Genomic DNA, 15,184 nt, shown 5'->3' on the forward strand with positions numbered 1-15,184 from the left:
TGACGGTGGACAATCGTACAAATACTAAACTTAAGAATTTGCTATAAACCGGGCAGGCCAGAACCATTCAGTTTCTCCAGCCCGGGTTTTCTCACATCTAAAAACCGTGAGAACATGCAATAAGGAGACTGCAGCCGGGCAGTCTCCTTGTTTTGTATCAATTCAGGACGTTTCAGCGGTTCTTTTTTTATGCACTAGATAAATTTTCTTGGAAATCAGTGTCTGACCGATAATGAATAAGCCCCCGACGGCCCAGTACAGAGGCAGTGCTGCCGGTGTGTTCAGGGAGATAATGCCAATCATAATTGGTGACATCATGCCAAAGATAGCCATTTGTTTTTTCTGCTGCGGGTCCAGGCCGATTTGCGAAACTTTGAACTGGACAAAATAAATGACAACTGTCAGATGGTCAGCAACATGTCGGTTTGTCCAAGGTCAAACCATAAAAAGTGATGAGCCGCAATTTCCGGTGTTCGGCGAATTGCATAGTAAAAGGCGATTAAAATCGGCATTTTGATCAAGAGCGGCAAACATCCGGTAAATGATGCGAGCGGATTGAAATTGTGTTTCTGATATAGTTGCATCATTTCCTGCTGCATGCTCATTTGTGATTCCTTGTCTTTTTTATCCTTGTATTTAGATTGTATTTCGTCTATTTCCGGTTTTAGTTCCTTCATTTTTTCCTGAATTTGCAAACTGCTTTTGGTTTGCTTGAATGGAGATATGGGTTTTGGAGGAATATAGAAAAACACTGTTCTCTCGACAGCCACTGGTACACAGAAATGCGCTGAAAAATCGTCAAAATGCGCTGATAGTTAGTCCTATAACGCCCTGACTTATCAGCGGCGGGAAATGCTTCGTTTGATCGTCTTAATCATATCGTCGGCGCCCTCAATCCAAGCGCATGACAGCACGGGATTTGTCATCAAGTCCCCGATTTGATGGTATTATAAAGACAGTATGCTAAGCGTTTTGTTTGAACGTCTCAATCTCATGGAATAGTAAGATACAAGAGAAATCAATCCGCGTTATGATGATGCATGTGGCATCTGCTGAGAGGAAGGAGCATCATTTTTTATGGGGATCTATCAGTTTGAGGATTTGAAACGTTATAATCAGTTTTTGCTTGTTGTCGGGATTATTGTGATTGCCTTTAATTTGCGTGCGGCCATCACGTCCGTCGGTCCATTGGCCGACGTGATCGGTGACGACCTCGGGCTTGCCAGCTGGAGTGTGGGAATCCTCACCAGTCTGCCGCTTGTGGCTTTTGCTGTGATGTCACCGGTAGCACCAAAGCTTGGTAATAAATATTCGAATGAAGTCGTACTGATTGCCGGAATGGTGGTCCTCCTCATTGGGATTTTGGCGCGTTCGATTCCGATGTCGGTCTTTCTGTTTGGCGGCACGGTACTGATTGGGCTGGGGATTGCTGTTTCCAATGTCCTTCTGCCCGGTGTCATTAAAGAACGGTTCCCGAACCGGGTGCCGCTCATGACAAGTGTTTATTCAATTGCCATGGGGCTTGTGGCGGCATTGGCATCCGGTGTCAGTGTGCCGCTTGCGGACAGTGCCGGACTCGGATGGGAATGGTCGCTTGCTGTCTGGGGGATTCCTGCGTTTGCTGGTATAGTGATTTGGGTTTATTTTGTCAAACAGCGACGGGCGGCCAATGAAGTGAGTGTCCATTATGTCACGGCCAGCGATGTGCGGATGTGGAAGTCGCGTCTTGCCTGGGAAGTGGCTGTATTTCTTGGTTTGCAGGCGTTTTTATACTATGTGATGATTGCATGGCTGCCGGCGATCTTGCAGAACTATGGTGCAGGTAGTGGGACAGCGGGCTGGATGCTGTCGTATGCACAATTTATCGGGCTGCCGGCTAGTTTGTTGCCGGTGGTTGCCGGGAAGTTCAAATCACAAAGCAGTTTGACTGTCGGGGGTTGTCTGCTGGCATCTGCCGGGGCTGCCGGACTGTTGTTAGGGCAGTCTAATGTCATCATGGTTGCCAGTGTTACATTACTTGGGGTTTCCACAGGGGGACTGTTTCCGCTTTCACTGGCCTTTTTGGGGATGCGGACAAGTGACGCACAGCAGGCAGCTGAGTTATCCGGGATGGCACAGGCGCTTGGTTATTTTCTGGCTGCCTTGGGGCCGATTATGATTGGCTTTTTGAATGATGCCACCAAGGGTTGGCAAATACCGCTGATCATGGTACTCGCTGTGTCCGTAGTGATGGCGATTGTCGGTTTTGGTGCAGGGCGCAATCGGACGGTTGAGGATGAATTTAAGGATATGGCTGAGCGGTAGGAAAAAGACCTCGGAACCAGCGTTCGAAATCGTGCGGGAAATGAGGCAAATCGCGCGGTGCACCTTCAAAATCGCACGACACCCCCTCAATTTCGCGCGACAACAACATCGAATCGCGCGACAAAGGGGCTGGACCGCGCGAAACGATGACTATTTCGCGCGGTGATTACGTCAATTCGCGCGATACCCGTGTCATTTCGCGCAGTACGCACTCAAATTGCGCGACACCAGCACTATATCGCATCGCGCGATGACGACGCCAAATCGCGCAACACTGGTTAAGTTCGCACAGCCGCCAGACAAAATCGCACAGCCACAGCATATCAAAAAGCGACTGCCATGCCAGCAGTCGCTTTAAAACAACCTTTTAGCTTCCGGTTTCCCGATAGCCTGTATGTGCCTTCACTTTCACTTCGGCATACCGTTTTGCGTCGGTTTCCTTGGAGAACATCGTACCCAGGTAGCCGCCAAGAAAGCCCAATGGTACGGAAACTAGTGCCGGATTGGTGAGCGGGAAGATCGGATCGCCAATAAACAAGGCTTCCCCTTCAACTGGCGAAAAGACACTTGGACTCATGGATACAAGGACCAATGCCGAGATTAGGCCCGACAAGAGCGCTGTAATGGCACCTGTTGTATTGAACCGCTTCCAGTATACGGTATATAGAATAACCGGTAAATTGGCACTGGCGCCGATACAGAACGCAAGTGAAACAAGGAATGCTACGTTCAAATACTGGGCGAACAAGGACAGGACAATCGAGAGTGCTGATACTCCCAACGCGGCATAACGCGCTGCGAGCATTTGCTGCTTATCGGACGCTTTACCTTTTTTAATGATCTGCCCGTATAAATCATGTGCAAATGCCGATGCCCCGGAAAGAACCAGACCGGCAACAACAGCCAGAATGGTGGCAAATGCCACAGCCGATATGAACGCGAACAGGAATTCACCGCCAATTGCCTCGGCCAGGAGTGGTGCCGCCATATTTCCGCCCGGATTCGCCTCCGTAATGGTTGCATCCCCTACGAAAATCGCTGCACCGAATCCGAGGAATAATGTCAGAATATAAAAAGCACCAATAATCCATGTGGCGGTGACGACTGATTTTCTGGCTGTTTTGGCATCTTTAACCGTGAAAAAGCGCATAAGAATATGCGGCAGTCCGGCAGTACCGAGGACGAGTGCCAGCATCAGTGAGATCGTGCCCAGTGGCTCCGTATACTTCAGCCCCGGGTTTAAATAATCAGCTCCGTGAGCAGTCGCTGTTTTGGCCTCATTGAACATAGCTCCGATATTAAAGTTGAAATGCATCAGGACAAGGAACGACAGAATCAGCATACCGGCCATCAAAAGGACTGCTTTGACGATTTGCACCCAGCTGGTGGCGACCATGCCGCCGAACAGGACATAAATCGTCATCATGACACCGACAATTAGAACAGCTATCGTATAAGGAATATCAAACAATAACTGGATGAGGGCGCCGGCTCCGACCAGCTGTGCGATCATATAGAATAGCGAGATCGTTATCGTACTCAATGCTGCGGCGCCTCTGACTTTTTTGGCATCAAACCGTGAATTGATCATATCGGCAATTGTATATTTCCCAAGGTTTCTGAGCGGTTCCGCCACTAAAAACAAAACGACGAGATAGGCAATTAAGAATCCGATACTGTAAAAGAAACCGTCAAAACCAAAAAGTGCGATTGAGCCGGCAATCCCAAGGAATGAGGCAGCTGACAAGTAGTCCCCTGAAATGGCGAGACCGTTTTGAAAGCCGGTCAGGCCGCCGCCTGCTGTGTAAAAATCCCCGGTTGTCTGGGTTTGTTTGGACGCCCAAAATGTAATCGCAAGTGTCAAGGCAACAATGGCGAGAAATAGAATGATAACCGTTGCACTCATGAGGCTTTCCCCCCATCACCATCGTCAATCTGGTCTTCAATGATCCGTTCGACTTGTTCATCAAACGCGTTAGCCTTTTTCACATAAATCGTACATAAAACCCATGTCATAATAAATTGGGCAAAAGCAAACAGCCATACCCAGGAAATATCCCCGATGACCGGGGTGTTCAAAAATGTCGTGTAAGATGTTAAAACCGGCAGTAAAAAGTAGAAAATCAGGAAAAAGATTGTAAATGGGATAATGAATTTTCGTTTATTCTGCATAAATTGTTTAAATTGTCCACTTTCCACTACTTTTTCATAATCGACAGTCGTACGGTTTGCATTCGTTTGATGTTCGCTTACGTTAGGCATGAAAAAAAACCTCCCAATGTTGGTCGAGGGACTCCAGTTGGTCTGGAAGCCCCGGACAAACTGAAATCTATTTTTCCATGGTTGATAGATCACCTGTTGGCAGATCAAGCTCCCATGCTTTCAAAACCCGGCGCATGATTTTGCCGCTGCGGGTCTTTGGCAGAAAGTCACGAATTTCCATTTCTCGTGGTGCTGCATGGGCGGCCAGCCCTTTTTTAACGAATTGCCTAAGTTCTTCCTGCAGGTCGTCGCTTTTTTTATAGCCATCTTTGAGCGCAACAAACGCTTTGATGATATGACCGCGAACCGGATCTGGCTTACCAATAACGGCCGCTTCCGCAACAGCAGGGTGCTCGACGAGTTTGCTTTCCACTTCGAATGGTCCGACCCGTTCACCGGATGTTGTGATCACGTCATCGTCCCGGCCTTGGAACCAAAAGTAGCCTTCTTCATCCCTGGATGCCAAATCACCGGAATCAAACCAGCCTTCAAATGGAAAATATTTGTTGAACCGTTCTTCATTATTCCAGACGGTCCGCAGCATGGACGGCCAGCCGACTTTAATACATAATTTGCCCATTTGCCCCGGCGGAAGCTCATTGCCTTGTTCATCCAGAATGGCTGCTTCAACACCCGGGAATGGTTTGCCCATTGAGCCGGGTTTCATTTCCATGGACGGGTAGTTGGCGATAATGACACCGCCCGTCTCGGTCATCCACCAATGGTCATGGATACGCAGGTTATACGCGTTCATCCCCCAATGGACGACTTCAGCATTTAATGGTTCCCCGACGCTGAGTACGTGGCGCAATGAGCTTAAATCGAATTTTTTAACGACTTCATCACCAGCGCCCATCAGTCTGCGGAATGCCGTTGGTGCACTCAGCCAGATGGTTACACGATATTTTTCAATCGTCCCATACCAGTCTTCGGGACTGAAGCGGCCGCCGCGAATCAGGTTGGATGCTCCGTTCAGCCATGGTCCGAAAATGCCATAGGAAGTGCCGGTCACCCAGCCGGGATCAGCCGTGCACCAGAAAATATCGTCTTCCTTAAGGTCCATGATCCAATTTGCCGTCTGATACTGCTGGATCATCGCGTTGTGGACGTGCAGGACACCTTTTGGTTTGCCGGTTGATCCAGATGTATAATGCAGAATCATGTCATCTTCACGGTCAACCCATTCGATATCTAGATGGCGTGATGCCTTCTCCATTTCCTCCTCATAATGATAAAATGTCACATCGCCGTTCTCGCTAGGTGCGTCACCTTTTCCGACCAAAATAATGGTTTCCAAATGCGGCAGTTCGTTGTACGGAACACGTTCAATCAGTCCTGGCGTCGTAATCAGCGCTCTAGCCTCACTGTTTTCCAGCCGGTCACGGACAGCCTGCTCCATGAAGGCTTCAAACAGTGGCCCCGATATCGCACCGATTTTTAGAATGCCCATCAAACTGACATAAAGCTCCGGTGAACGCGGTAAGAACAGAAAGACACGGTCGCCCTTTTCCATACCGATGTTCCGGAGCACATTTCCGAACTGGTTGGACAAAAATTTTATATCCTGAAACGTGTATTTTTCATCACGCTCGTCATCGCTGTAATAAAGTGCCACTTTGTTTTTCCGCCACGTTTCTGTGTGCCGGTCGATTGCTTCATGAGCCATGTTCACCTTTCCTGTTTCATGCCAGGAAAAGGTTTTTTCTACCGATTTCCATGAAAAATTTGCACGTGCTTCCTCATAATCGGTCATATTGACTTGCCCCTTTACTGGCGCAATTGTGTTAACCACTTTCACTCCCCCTTACATTCATGATCATGTGGTCATCCTATTGGGATACCGGCGGATTTAATAGAATGGAATCACCCCCATTTACTGTAAGCGCTTACGAAGGAGTATAAATGATGTTGAATGTGCCTGAGGGGGATTTTGTGCCAACTGTTGCTCATAATGTCTGAAAAGTTGAAATTTACTGCTGAAACGTCAATTTTTGAATGTATCGAGCAAAATTTTTCGTGCTGACCGGCTGACAGGCAGTGTCGTGTTATGTTTATCCTTCAGCGTAACGTTGTAAGCGCCGTTGAACCATGGTGTGATTTCCCGGACATAATTCAGGTTGACCAGATAGCTTCGATGGGTCCGGAAAAAAGAAAAGCCGTGCAGTTTATCTTCCAGTTCCTGCAGCGTCATCCGGCTTTCGATGACTTCATCATGTGTATGGATTTCCAGCATCCGGTTGGAGGGGACGGCATAGTAAATAGAATCCGGTGACAGCACAACCATGCGTTCACCATCATCAATGAGCAGTTTTTCTTCTGCTGCTGATTCACTTTGTGTGTCAGCTTGCCTGTCCCGTTTCATGCGGGATTGGGCCATTTGTTTACGAATCCGTCTCATGGTTTTTTGGAAACGGGCATCATCATAGGGTTTCAGCAAATAATCAACAGCTTCAATTTCAAATGCGTCCATCGCATATTCATCATACGCTGTTGTAAAAATGAATAGCGGTGGCCGAATATATGCAAGGTCAATGATCTGTTTTACCGCTTCAACCCCGGTCTTATCCGGCATTTCCACATCGAGAAAAATAACGTCAGGTTCGTGTTCGACATAAAGATCAACTAATTGGCTGCCTGTTTCAGCACTGGGGCAGAGTGTGACGTCCGGTTCTTTATTTAATAAATAAATCATGTCTTCCCGCGCCAGCTGTTCATCTTCGGCAATCATCGCGTGAATGGTTTTCATGATGGTTTCCCTCCTTCAATTTCGGTATGATAAGGTATCGTAAAATAAACTTCACTTCCACGCTCGGGCAAATTGCGTATATTTAGATGTGCCGATTCACCAAGCAGACTGATCAGCCGCTGATTCACATTGTATAATCCGGCACCTCCGTTTTGCTGATCCGTCAGTAAAGTTTTGCCGGCATCCTTTAATATATCTTCAGGAAACCCGGATCCATTGTCGCTCACGGCTATTCGAATGTTGTCACCGGTTTTTTCCATGGTGACGTTCACTTCGCCGCCATCTGTTACATTTTTCAGCCCGTGCTTGATACTGTTTTCAACAAGTGGCTGAATGGTCGACGGTGGAATTGATACGTGTGAAATCTCGTCAGGCTCGGAAAAATGAATGGTTAACTGGCTGGGAAAGCGAGCCTGGACGATTTCAATATAGGCGCTGACGTGCTGACATTCCTTTTCCAATTGAACAAGGGATGCTGACACAAGGCCGATATTAAACCGCATATAATGTGCCAGATTGACGGTTATATGACGTGCTTTTTCGGAATCTTTCCGGAATAGTGCTGCAATCAGGTGCAGTGTATTAAACAGAAAGTGTGGGTTGATCTGTGCCTGCAGGTTTCTGAGTTCTGCATCACGTATATGCGTCTTTAGTTTTTCGGCTTCAATTGTATTCAGCTGATTGGAGATCAATTGTCCCAAGCCCTTGGCCAGCATGATTTCCACCGGACGGATATGCTGTGCATTCCGAAAGTAGAATTTAATCAGTCCCACCGAATCATGGGTATTGATAATCGGGATGATCATTGCTGCTTCAAACGGACAATCAGCGTGACGGCACTGAATGTCCGAACGGGAATACGCGATCTGCATTTCTCGTGAATCAAGTGCCTGAAGGGATAATGATGTCACAATTTGATCCCCCTCCAGATGATGATCATCTCCCATTCCTCTATGAGCCAGCACGGTCTGTTCATCGGTTACGGCAACTGCAGCGAGGTCAAGACGGTCATAGAGCAAATCAGCAATTCCTGCCGCCATCTCCCTTGAAGAATTTTTTCTTAAATAAGGAAGGGCTTCTTCTGCTATGGTAAAAGCCTGCTTTGTCGCCAGTGCCGCCTCGTTTTCCTGCTCACTGAGGACAATTTTGATCATAGCGGTGAAAATCGCAATTGAAATGCTGTTCGATAATACAAGCGGCAAACCGATTGTATTGACGATATCAATCATAGCGGTGGAATTAGGCTCAAAAATCAGCAGCATATGCATTTGCAGCACTGGCGGAAATACACCAATAAACAAGGCTTTCATGGGCGAAATAACCCGCTCATTGGAAAAAAAGCGGGCAGTCCATCCCGCCAGCAGTCCGGTGATCGGGTTGACAAGACTGTTCGCTATGAAACCTATGCCGCCCAGATAAAAAAGATGTGCGCCGGCAATTACACCTGCACCTAAACCGACAACAGGACCGCCCAGCAATCCGGCAATCACAACTGCAACGAGGCTTGAGCCTGCTACCATCTGATGATCACCGACAGGCGTCAGGACGACATCACGGGTGGCGACCGTATCCCCTTCAATCACAATGCCTGTTATCGTCCCGGCTATACCAAAAAGACCAAAGACACAAGCATGGACAAGCAGCATCTTGTTGCTGAATTCACGGTCGAGGAGTGATCTGAAACCGCGCGTGCGTGTCAGCACAAAAGCAATCACAAGCAATATTCCCAGACGTTCGAACAAAATCAGTGTCAAATACTTCATGATCGATGTTCCCTCGTTTCAATCCCGGTCTGTGACTTCATGAAAAAACGCCGGAATTCCGCGGTACTCTGTGGTGACGAATGTGATAACAGTGACCCGAGAAAGGCCCCCAGAAAACCGATGGGAATGGCAATAATGCCTGGGTTGGACAGTGGAAAAATCGGCTCGTACGGAATCCAGCCGCCATCCGGATTCATAATGTGCGGGCCCAGTATCAATAGACTCAGAGAAGCGATCAAACCACTGACCATCCCGGTGATGGCCCCTGTTTCATTAAAGCGTTTCCAGTAAATTGTGAACAAAAGCACTGGCAGATTGCTTGCTGCTGCCACAATAAACGTCAATGATACGAGGAATGTGACATTGATATTTTCCAGGCCAAGTGCAAACAGTGTTGAGATGAGTCCAACGACAAAGGCTGTCCACTGGGCCGATCGCAGCTGTGTTTTTTCAGCGGTATGTCCTTTTTTAATAATGTGGAAATAGACATCATGCGAAAAAGCGGTCGTGGCTGAGATCACCAGACCGGCGACAACGGCAATGATGGTGGTGAATGCGATCGCCGCAATGAAAGCCATCAGGAAGTCACCGCCCAATTCCTCTGCCAATAATGGTGCGGCAAGATTCCCTGTCGGATCAAGGCTGACTAATTGCTGATAGCCGATCAACGCAACACTGCCCAGTCCCAGAACAAGGGCAATGATGTAAAACGAACCAATGATCCAGGTGGCAGTCAAAACCGATTTGCGCACCTCCTTCGTGTTCCGGACCGTAAAGAAGCGGATTAGAATATGCGGCAGTCCAGCGGTACCAAGAATCAGCGCAAGATGCAGTGAAATGCTTTCCAGTGGGTCGTCATACAGGTTGCCGGGCAGGAAAAATTGCTCACCCAACGGTGTTCCTGTTTTGACCTGGGCCATCAATTCCGCCGTATCCCAGTCAAATCGTGAAAAAACTATCAGTGATAGAAGAAACGTCCCGGACATGAGCACGACTGTTTTGACGATCTGCACCCATGACGTGGCGAACATGCCGCCAAACACGACGTAGATGGTCATCAGGCTGCCAATGATCAGAACGGACGTGGAATAATCGATATCCAGCAGCAGCCGGAGCAGCAGACCGGCAGCCACCAGTTGCGGAATCATATAAAGAATCGAAATGATGAGTGCGCCGATCGCCATCATCCAGCGCATCCGGTTCCCCGGAAAACGCGCACAAACGACATCACCGAGCGAATATTTGCCTAAACGATGGACCGGCTCAGCAATAAAAAACAAAACAATTAAATAGGATACCAAAAAGCCAATACCATATAAAAACCCATCATAGCCGCTGATGGCAATGGTGCCGATAATCCCTAAAAAGGAGGCCGCACTGATATAATCTCCGGCAATCGCCATGCCATTTTGGATCCCTGTTAAGCTTCCCGCCGCCACATAAAACTGATTCGTCGTTTTACTCTGCTTGGCTGCCCAATAGGTAATAATCAGCGTACAGACAATAATACAAAGGAAAAACAGAAAATAAGTAAGGTTCACGCGTTCACCTTCTTTGAACGTGATGGATGTCAGCAAGGTAATCTGTATGTATATGCCATTTTTATAAACAATAGTTTGTTATATTGTTAATTTAACGAATTGTCTTACTATGAATAGTAAATGAATCGATATGATTCGTAAAGGTTTTTGATATACTGGCTTTTTTAGTGGGATGGGGTATTGCCGGCAATTAATCCGTGCTAGAATGTAAGTGTTAATCTTTTAAATGAAAAGGAGAGCCTTCCACATGTTCAAAAAAATTACTTCAGATGCGCTTGGTTTATCGGACATAGGTAAAATTATCGACCCGGCTGATTATGACAAAACGGATGCTGATGACTATGTCCGGCATGAAGATGATGAAAAAATCTACTTCCTCATCAAGACAAAAGCGGATGAATATTGCTTTACCAACTTAGCTTTGATCCATGTTGATGGGGAAAATGCAGCATCTTCCAAACGAACACTGGACCGCTATCCCTATTCACAGTACAAAATCTCGAATGTATTTCTTGAAACCGCCGGGAAAATTGATATGGATATTGAAATTAAATTCACACTCGGTAATCAGGCTTTCAGCATTGATGTCCATAAGGAAGAGATTGAAAAATTGAAGGATCTGTATAAAGCGCTGTTGCATATTGCCGAAACCATGCATGAAAATGGAATTATCCTGGAAATGGGCAACCAGAGTCTGTATAAAGCAGTGAACGTGCTGCAGCATACAAGAGCGGCGGAAACCGATTTGGCATCACAATATAAAGAGATAACAGAGTATGGATTCTCCTGGTTGAAATCCGTCCGGGAAGAATATCACGCAAAAGATTTTGGGGACATCTTTGAGAAATATATTAACAACTGATATTTTGGGCTGGACGGTGCTGCGGCATTTTCCAGTCTTCTTTTGAGAATATTCTCATTATACATCAGGAAAGAAGTTCATGTATTGATTGAGGTTTACACTGATGGTGCATCAAGCGGCAACCCCGGCATCAGTGGTGCGGGTGTTTATATAAAAGCTCACGGGAAAATATTTGATTTTTCGTTTTCGCTCGGTACTATGTCCAATCACGAAGCAGAGTTCCATGCGGTATTGAAAGCGTTGGGGATCTGCTTGGAGCGTTTCCCAGGAGAAATTCTATCGTTCCGTTCAGACTCCAAGCTGGTTGTTGATGCGATTGAGAAAGGCTTCACCAAAAACCCGGCCTATCAGCCGCTACTTGCCGCTATTCAGGAGAAGGCGTCTCACTTTCCTTATTTTTTCATTAAATGGATTCCCGAAAAACAGAATCCCCATGCAGACAAACTTGCCAGACAGGCCATTTTCAGGGTGTGACAGAGGAATGTTTCCCCGCCCATCTTCGGTCTTTTCAAATTTCTTTCTTGCTAAGGGGCAAAAATAATTTAATACCCCGCTTGTTCCCCGGCCAAAAACGTATGTCTGTAAACAGATGACTTCCATAGGCTAAAATTAGCGTCCAAAATAATCCATAGACGGCAAATGCCTCATTGACATAATAGGCAATCACACCGAAAAATAGCCAGCCGATTAGTGAATGTGTGTAACTCCGATGTGATACCAGTGCGGCGGCAGCAACATAAATGCCGGCAAGCCAGACCCACGTTTTTGCTAAGAAGAATCCCCCCGCAATAATGGCAGCTCCACTTATGAACAGCATGACCTTTTGTGAAAATAACGGGGCGATGAATAACAAAAAAGCACCCAGCGCCAGCCCCATATACTTTTCATCCCCGGTTAGACCAGACCAGGCATAAACACCTGTCACAATACCGATCAACCGGACAAGGCTCTGGATCATTTTGTGCGAGAGTGAAATTTTATTCGCCAGTTTTCCGGCTGTATCCAAATCTGGTACAAGCGCAGCGACCATACCGGCCCCAATCAGCACGGCCGTATTGACAGCATCCTGACCAGTTGACTGGGCCACGGCTACACCTGTTCCGGCACCGATGATTGCATGAATTTTTCCGTTCATTCTCAATTCCCCTTTAATTCATCATGACAGAGTTATTATACAAGATACGAGCCTGTTTGTTTAGTGGGACTATGCCTGGTGTAGCGGGATGTTGGGCATTTTTTTATGATATGCGGGCTGCCCTGGATATGCCGCAATGACGCACATATTGTTTACTTTGTCTTATATATTTATATTTTAGCAATATATATATTGCAAAATGCTAATCAATTGCATATAATAAACAAAACATAACAATTGGGGGGAAAGAAGATGTTTTTCCGCAAACACAACACGAAAGACGAACGGATAAAAAATATCGAAAATAAAATTTACAAAGAAATGTACATTCTGGTGATATTGATTTGCGTTATTTCAGCAGGGATCAAGCTATACCAGAACGGGTTCCACCTTGAGGCGGTCTACACTGAGTGGGTCATTTTCCTGGGCACAGGTATTTATTTTTCCTGGCGGTCGGCAAGCCTGGGAATCTATTCAGATGAAGTGGAAATGCACGACCGGACGAGCAGCATGTCCAGGGAAAAGAAAAACCTTATTATCGGTGCTGTGATCGGGGTTGCTGCTGCAGTGGCCGTTGGTGTGAAAAGTGCCGTATCATACAGCGACGGGGTGGCGGATAGTCTTTTTAATTTTCTCCTCGTCTTCTTTGTATCGATCATGATATATGTACCGTTTCTGGTTATAATGATGATTATCAGTCACACGATCATGAAGAAAAAGAGCGACAAAGCCGTGACCAGACGGCTTGAGGATTTGGATGAAGATGGTGACGCTGATGAAAAACATTAAGCTGAAAATGGCCAGGGCAGAGCATGACTTGTCACAAGAGGAACTGGCCAAGCGTGTCGGCGTATCAAGGCAAACAATCGGACTGATTGAACTGGGTAAATACAACCCGACGCTCAGTTTATGCAAAGCCATCTGCAAAGCATTGTCCAAGACATTGGATGAGTTGTTTTGGGATGACGATTGATTGTGTGGGTGTACAGTCTCATTTTAATAGTGCTTTTTGGAGTTTTATCAGCGCAATTTCGCAATATATCAGCGCAAAACCGGATTCTATCATCGCATCCCTAAATCAATCACCTGACAGCGTGTTACCAAATTGGGCTTCCCGGCATAGGCTGAGATTGGAAGTATTTTACCTATTAAGAGGAGGACATGGCTGTTATGACGATGCAATCAACAGAAGCAGACTGGATGGCGCAATTAGCAGTTTGGGCGACTGAATGCGAACAGCTGGCGGGTTCATTGGAAACGCGCTCGGATATGACCCAGGAGCTTAATAACGACCTGGAGGAGTGGCAAGGACGGCTGCGTGAATTGAGTCAGCAGGCGAATGCACACCGTCATCAATTGCTTAAGGGTGAAGCAGTGGAAGACATCCAGGGAACCGTTGAATCGCTGAATAATCAGGCCGAAAAGCTCAAATCGGAATTTGAGGAATTGACGAAGGGAGCATCGGACAGTGAACCCGATCGTTCATTCGAGGCAGAATCAGATGATGATGACGAACGAAAATCAACGAAATATCAGACCGTTCCAATCGGCAAACATACCCTGCCGCCGCTTCCGTATGCCTATAATGCCCTGGAGCCGCATATTAGTGAAGAGATCATGCGCCTGCACCATCAAAAACATCACCAGGGCTATGTAGATGGGCTGAATAAGGCGGAAAAAGAGATGCAGAAAGCGAGAAGGAGCGGTAATTTTGATTTGATCCGACATTGGGAAGGCGAAGCGGCATTCAATGGAGCCGGCCATTATTTGCATACGATTTTCTGGGAAAACATGAGTCCGGATGGCGGCGGCAAGCCGGACGGTGACATTGCCAAAGAAATCAAACGAACATTCGGCAGTTTTGATAAATTTAAGGACCACTTTACGCATGCGGCCGATAAAGTGCAGGCTGTCGGCTGGGCCTTGCTCGTTTGGTCACCACGCTCACGTCGGACGGAAATCCTGCAGGCGGAAAAACACCAGAATCTCACGCAGCAGGATGTGATCCCATTACTCGTCCTTGACGTCTGGGAGCATGCTTACTATCTTCAATATCACAACAACCGCAAAGATTACATCGATGCGTGGTGGAACGTTGTCTGCTGGGACAGTGTGAACAGGCGTTTTGAAGAGGCGAAAAAAGTGATGTGGCAGCCGTATTAGTGAATCAATAAGCTGAACAAAAAGTCATCCCGCACCAATGTTATGGTGATGCGGGATGATTGTTTCTATCTGTGCTTGAGCGCAAAGTATTAATAAGGCGGATCAATGGCCAATCGAACCGCTGCTAACTTGTGAGAGGTCAGCCCTGACTCGTGCGAGGGCGTCCCCAACTTGTGCGAGAGCGCCTCCAAGTTGTGCGAGGTCATCCCCGACTTGTGCGAGAGCGCCTCGAAGTTGAGCGGGATTATCCTCGACTTGTGCGAGAGCGCCTCGAAGTTGAGCGGGACCCTCCCCGACTTGTGCGGGAGCGCCCGCGAGTTGAGCGAGACCCTCCCTGACTTGTGCGGGAACACCGCTAACTTGTGCGAGGTAAGCTCCGACTTGTGCGAGAGCGCCTCGAAGTTGAGC

The 15,184-nt window shown here is 47.1% G+C and carries 16 protein-coding genes; 6 read left to right on the top strand and 10 right to left on the bottom strand.

What is annotated here, in order from left to right; genetic code table 11:
- Positions 1 to 162 precede the first annotated feature (162 nt).
- Positions 163 to 405, bottom strand: a complete 243-nt coding sequence (locus tag VK080_RS05370; protein ID WP_324223755.1) for a hypothetical protein — start codon at positions 403 to 405, stop codon at positions 163 to 165.
- Positions 402 to 677 (bottom strand): membrane protein insertase YidC, encoded by a 276-nt coding sequence (gene yidC, locus VK080_RS05375; protein ID WP_324223741.1) that lies wholly within the window; start codon positions 675 to 677, stop codon positions 402 to 404. Before yidC ends, VK080_RS05370 begins: the two co-directional genes overlap by 4 nt.
- 400 nt (positions 678 to 1,077) lie before the next feature.
- Between yidC and VK080_RS05380 the strand changes: the two genes are divergently transcribed.
- On the top strand, positions 1,078 to 2,304 hold the full coding sequence (locus VK080_RS05380) for an MFS transporter (RefSeq protein ID WP_324223742.1): 1,227 nt from the start codon (positions 1,078 to 1,080) through the stop codon (positions 2,302 to 2,304).
- Between the two features lie 367 nt (positions 2,305 to 2,671).
- On the opposite strand, the gene VK080_RS05385 is transcribed toward VK080_RS05380, so the two are convergent.
- The 6 genes from VK080_RS05385 to VK080_RS05410 all read right to left on the bottom strand — a co-directional run bounded on the left by VK080_RS05385 (position 2,672) and on the right by VK080_RS05410 (position 10,616).
- Entirely contained in the window at positions 2,672 to 4,210 is a 1,539-nt protein-coding gene (locus VK080_RS05385; protein ID WP_324223743.1) for a solute symporter family protein, read from the bottom strand.
- The gene (locus VK080_RS05390; protein WP_324223744.1) at positions 4,207 to 4,566 is read right to left on the bottom strand and encodes a DUF485 domain-containing protein; all 360 of its coding nucleotides are present in this window, start codon (positions 4,564 to 4,566) and stop codon (positions 4,207 to 4,209) included. The genes VK080_RS05385 and VK080_RS05390 overlap by 4 nt, the downstream gene beginning before the upstream one ends.
- Positions 4,567 to 4,633: 67 nt before the next feature.
- Positions 4,634 to 6,319, bottom strand: a complete 1,686-nt coding sequence (gene acsA / locus VK080_RS05395; protein ID WP_414672218.1) for an acetate--CoA ligase — start codon at positions 6,317 to 6,319, stop codon at positions 4,634 to 4,636.
- Positions 6,320 to 6,550: 231 nt separating this feature from the next.
- Positions 6,551 to 7,312, bottom strand: coding sequence for a LytTR family DNA-binding domain-containing protein (locus VK080_RS05400; RefSeq protein ID WP_324223746.1), 762 nt, complete (start codon positions 7,310 to 7,312; stop codon positions 6,551 to 6,553).
- The gene (locus VK080_RS05405; protein WP_324223747.1) at positions 7,309 to 9,075 is read right to left on the bottom strand and encodes a LytS/YhcK type 5TM receptor domain-containing protein; all 1,767 of its coding nucleotides are present in this window, start codon (positions 9,073 to 9,075) and stop codon (positions 7,309 to 7,311) included. The genes VK080_RS05400 and VK080_RS05405 overlap by 4 nt, the downstream gene beginning before the upstream one ends.
- The gene (locus VK080_RS05410) at positions 9,072 to 10,616 is read right to left on the bottom strand and encodes a cation acetate symporter (protein ID WP_324223748.1); all 1,545 of its coding nucleotides are present in this window, start codon (positions 10,614 to 10,616) and stop codon (positions 9,072 to 9,074) included. Before VK080_RS05410 ends, VK080_RS05405 begins: the two co-directional genes overlap by 4 nt.
- Positions 10,617 to 10,863: 247 nt before the next feature.
- On the opposite strand from VK080_RS05410, the gene VK080_RS05415 reads away from it, so the two are divergent.
- Positions 10,864 to 11,478 (top strand): PH domain-containing protein, encoded by a 615-nt coding sequence (locus tag VK080_RS05415; protein ID WP_324223749.1) that lies wholly within the window; start codon positions 10,864 to 10,866, stop codon positions 11,476 to 11,478.
- Positions 11,479 to 11,562: 84 nt separating this feature from the next.
- Positions 11,563 to 11,952, top strand: a complete 390-nt coding sequence (locus VK080_RS05420; protein ID WP_324223750.1) for a ribonuclease HI family protein — start codon at positions 11,563 to 11,565, stop codon at positions 11,950 to 11,952.
- A 34-nt stretch (positions 11,953 to 11,986) separates the two neighbouring features.
- Here the strand turns inward: VK080_RS05420 and VK080_RS05425 are convergent, their stop codons facing one another.
- A complete protein-coding gene (locus VK080_RS05425; protein ID WP_324223751.1) occupies positions 11,987 to 12,613 on the bottom strand; it encodes a metal-dependent hydrolase in 627 nt (208 codons plus the stop codon).
- Between the two features lie 252 nt (positions 12,614 to 12,865).
- On the opposite strand from VK080_RS05425, the gene VK080_RS05430 reads away from it, so the two are divergent.
- The 3 genes from VK080_RS05430 (at position 12,866) to VK080_RS05440 (ending at position 14,776) form a co-directional block, all read left to right on the top strand.
- Positions 12,866 to 13,402 carry a DUF6773 family protein gene (locus VK080_RS05430; RefSeq protein WP_324223752.1) on the top strand — a complete coding sequence of 179 codons (537 nt, stop codon included), beginning with the start codon at positions 12,866 to 12,868 and terminating at the stop codon, positions 13,400 to 13,402.
- Complete coding sequence (locus tag VK080_RS05435) at positions 13,389 to 13,586, top strand: helix-turn-helix transcriptional regulator (RefSeq protein WP_324223753.1); 198 nt, start codon at positions 13,389 to 13,391, stop codon at positions 13,584 to 13,586. The genes VK080_RS05430 and VK080_RS05435 overlap by 14 nt, the downstream gene beginning before the upstream one ends.
- A 188-nt stretch (positions 13,587 to 13,774) precedes the next feature.
- Positions 13,775 to 14,776: a superoxide dismutase gene (locus VK080_RS05440; RefSeq protein WP_414672217.1), complete on the top strand. Its 1,002-nt coding sequence runs from the start codon at positions 13,775 to 13,777 to the stop codon at positions 14,774 to 14,776.
- Positions 14,777 to 14,865: 89 nt separating this feature from the next.
- On the opposite strand, the gene VK080_RS05445 is transcribed toward VK080_RS05440, so the two are convergent.
- A partial coding sequence (locus tag VK080_RS05445; RefSeq protein ID WP_324223754.1) for a hypothetical protein occupies positions 14,866 to 15,184 on the bottom strand: 319 nt, incomplete at its 5' end.

The sequence above is a fragment of the Lentibacillus sp. genome (genome assembly GCF_035301925.1).
Lineage (GTDB): Bacteria > Bacillota > Bacilli > Bacillales > Amphibacillaceae > Lentibacillus.

Excerpts from the sequence above, each read along its gene's own strand:
- VK080_RS05385 (WP_324223743.1), bottom strand. The coding sequence starts at position 4,210 with ATGAGTGCAACGGTTATCATTCTATTTCTCGCCATTGTTGCCTTGACA.
- VK080_RS05405 (WP_324223747.1), bottom strand. The coding sequence starts at position 9,075 with ATGAAGTATTTGACACTGATTTTGTTCGAACGTCTGGGAATATTGCTT.
- VK080_RS05390 (WP_324223744.1), bottom strand. The coding sequence starts at position 4,566 with ATGCCTAACGTAAGCGAACATCAAACGAATGCAAACCGTACGACTGTC.
- VK080_RS05400 (WP_324223746.1), bottom strand. The coding sequence starts at position 7,312 with ATGAAAACCATTCACGCGATGATTGCCGAAGATGAACAGCTGGCGCGG.
- VK080_RS05425 (WP_324223751.1), bottom strand. The coding sequence starts at position 12,613 with ATGAACGGAAAAATTCATGCAATCATCGGTGCCGGAACAGGTGTAGCC.
- VK080_RS05415 (WP_324223749.1), top strand. The coding sequence starts at position 10,864 with ATGTTCAAAAAAATTACTTCAGATGCGCTTGGTTTATCGGACATAGGT.
- VK080_RS05380 (WP_324223742.1), top strand. The coding sequence starts at position 1,078 with ATGGGGATCTATCAGTTTGAGGATTTGAAACGTTATAATCAGTTTTTG.
- VK080_RS05435 (WP_324223753.1), top strand. The coding sequence starts at position 13,389 with ATGAAAAACATTAAGCTGAAAATGGCCAGGGCAGAGCATGACTTGTCA.
- VK080_RS05440 (WP_414672217.1), top strand. The coding sequence starts at position 13,775 with ATGGCTGTTATGACGATGCAATCAACAGAAGCAGACTGGATGGCGCAA.
- yidC (WP_324223741.1), bottom strand. The coding sequence starts at position 677 with ATGAAGGAACTAAAACCGGAAATAGACGAAATACAATCTAAATACAAG.
- VK080_RS05430 (WP_324223752.1), top strand. The coding sequence starts at position 12,866 with ATGTTTTTCCGCAAACACAACACGAAAGACGAACGGATAAAAAATATC.
- acsA (WP_414672218.1), bottom strand. The coding sequence starts at position 6,319 with ATGACCGATTATGAGGAAGCACGTGCAAATTTTTCATGGAAATCGGTA.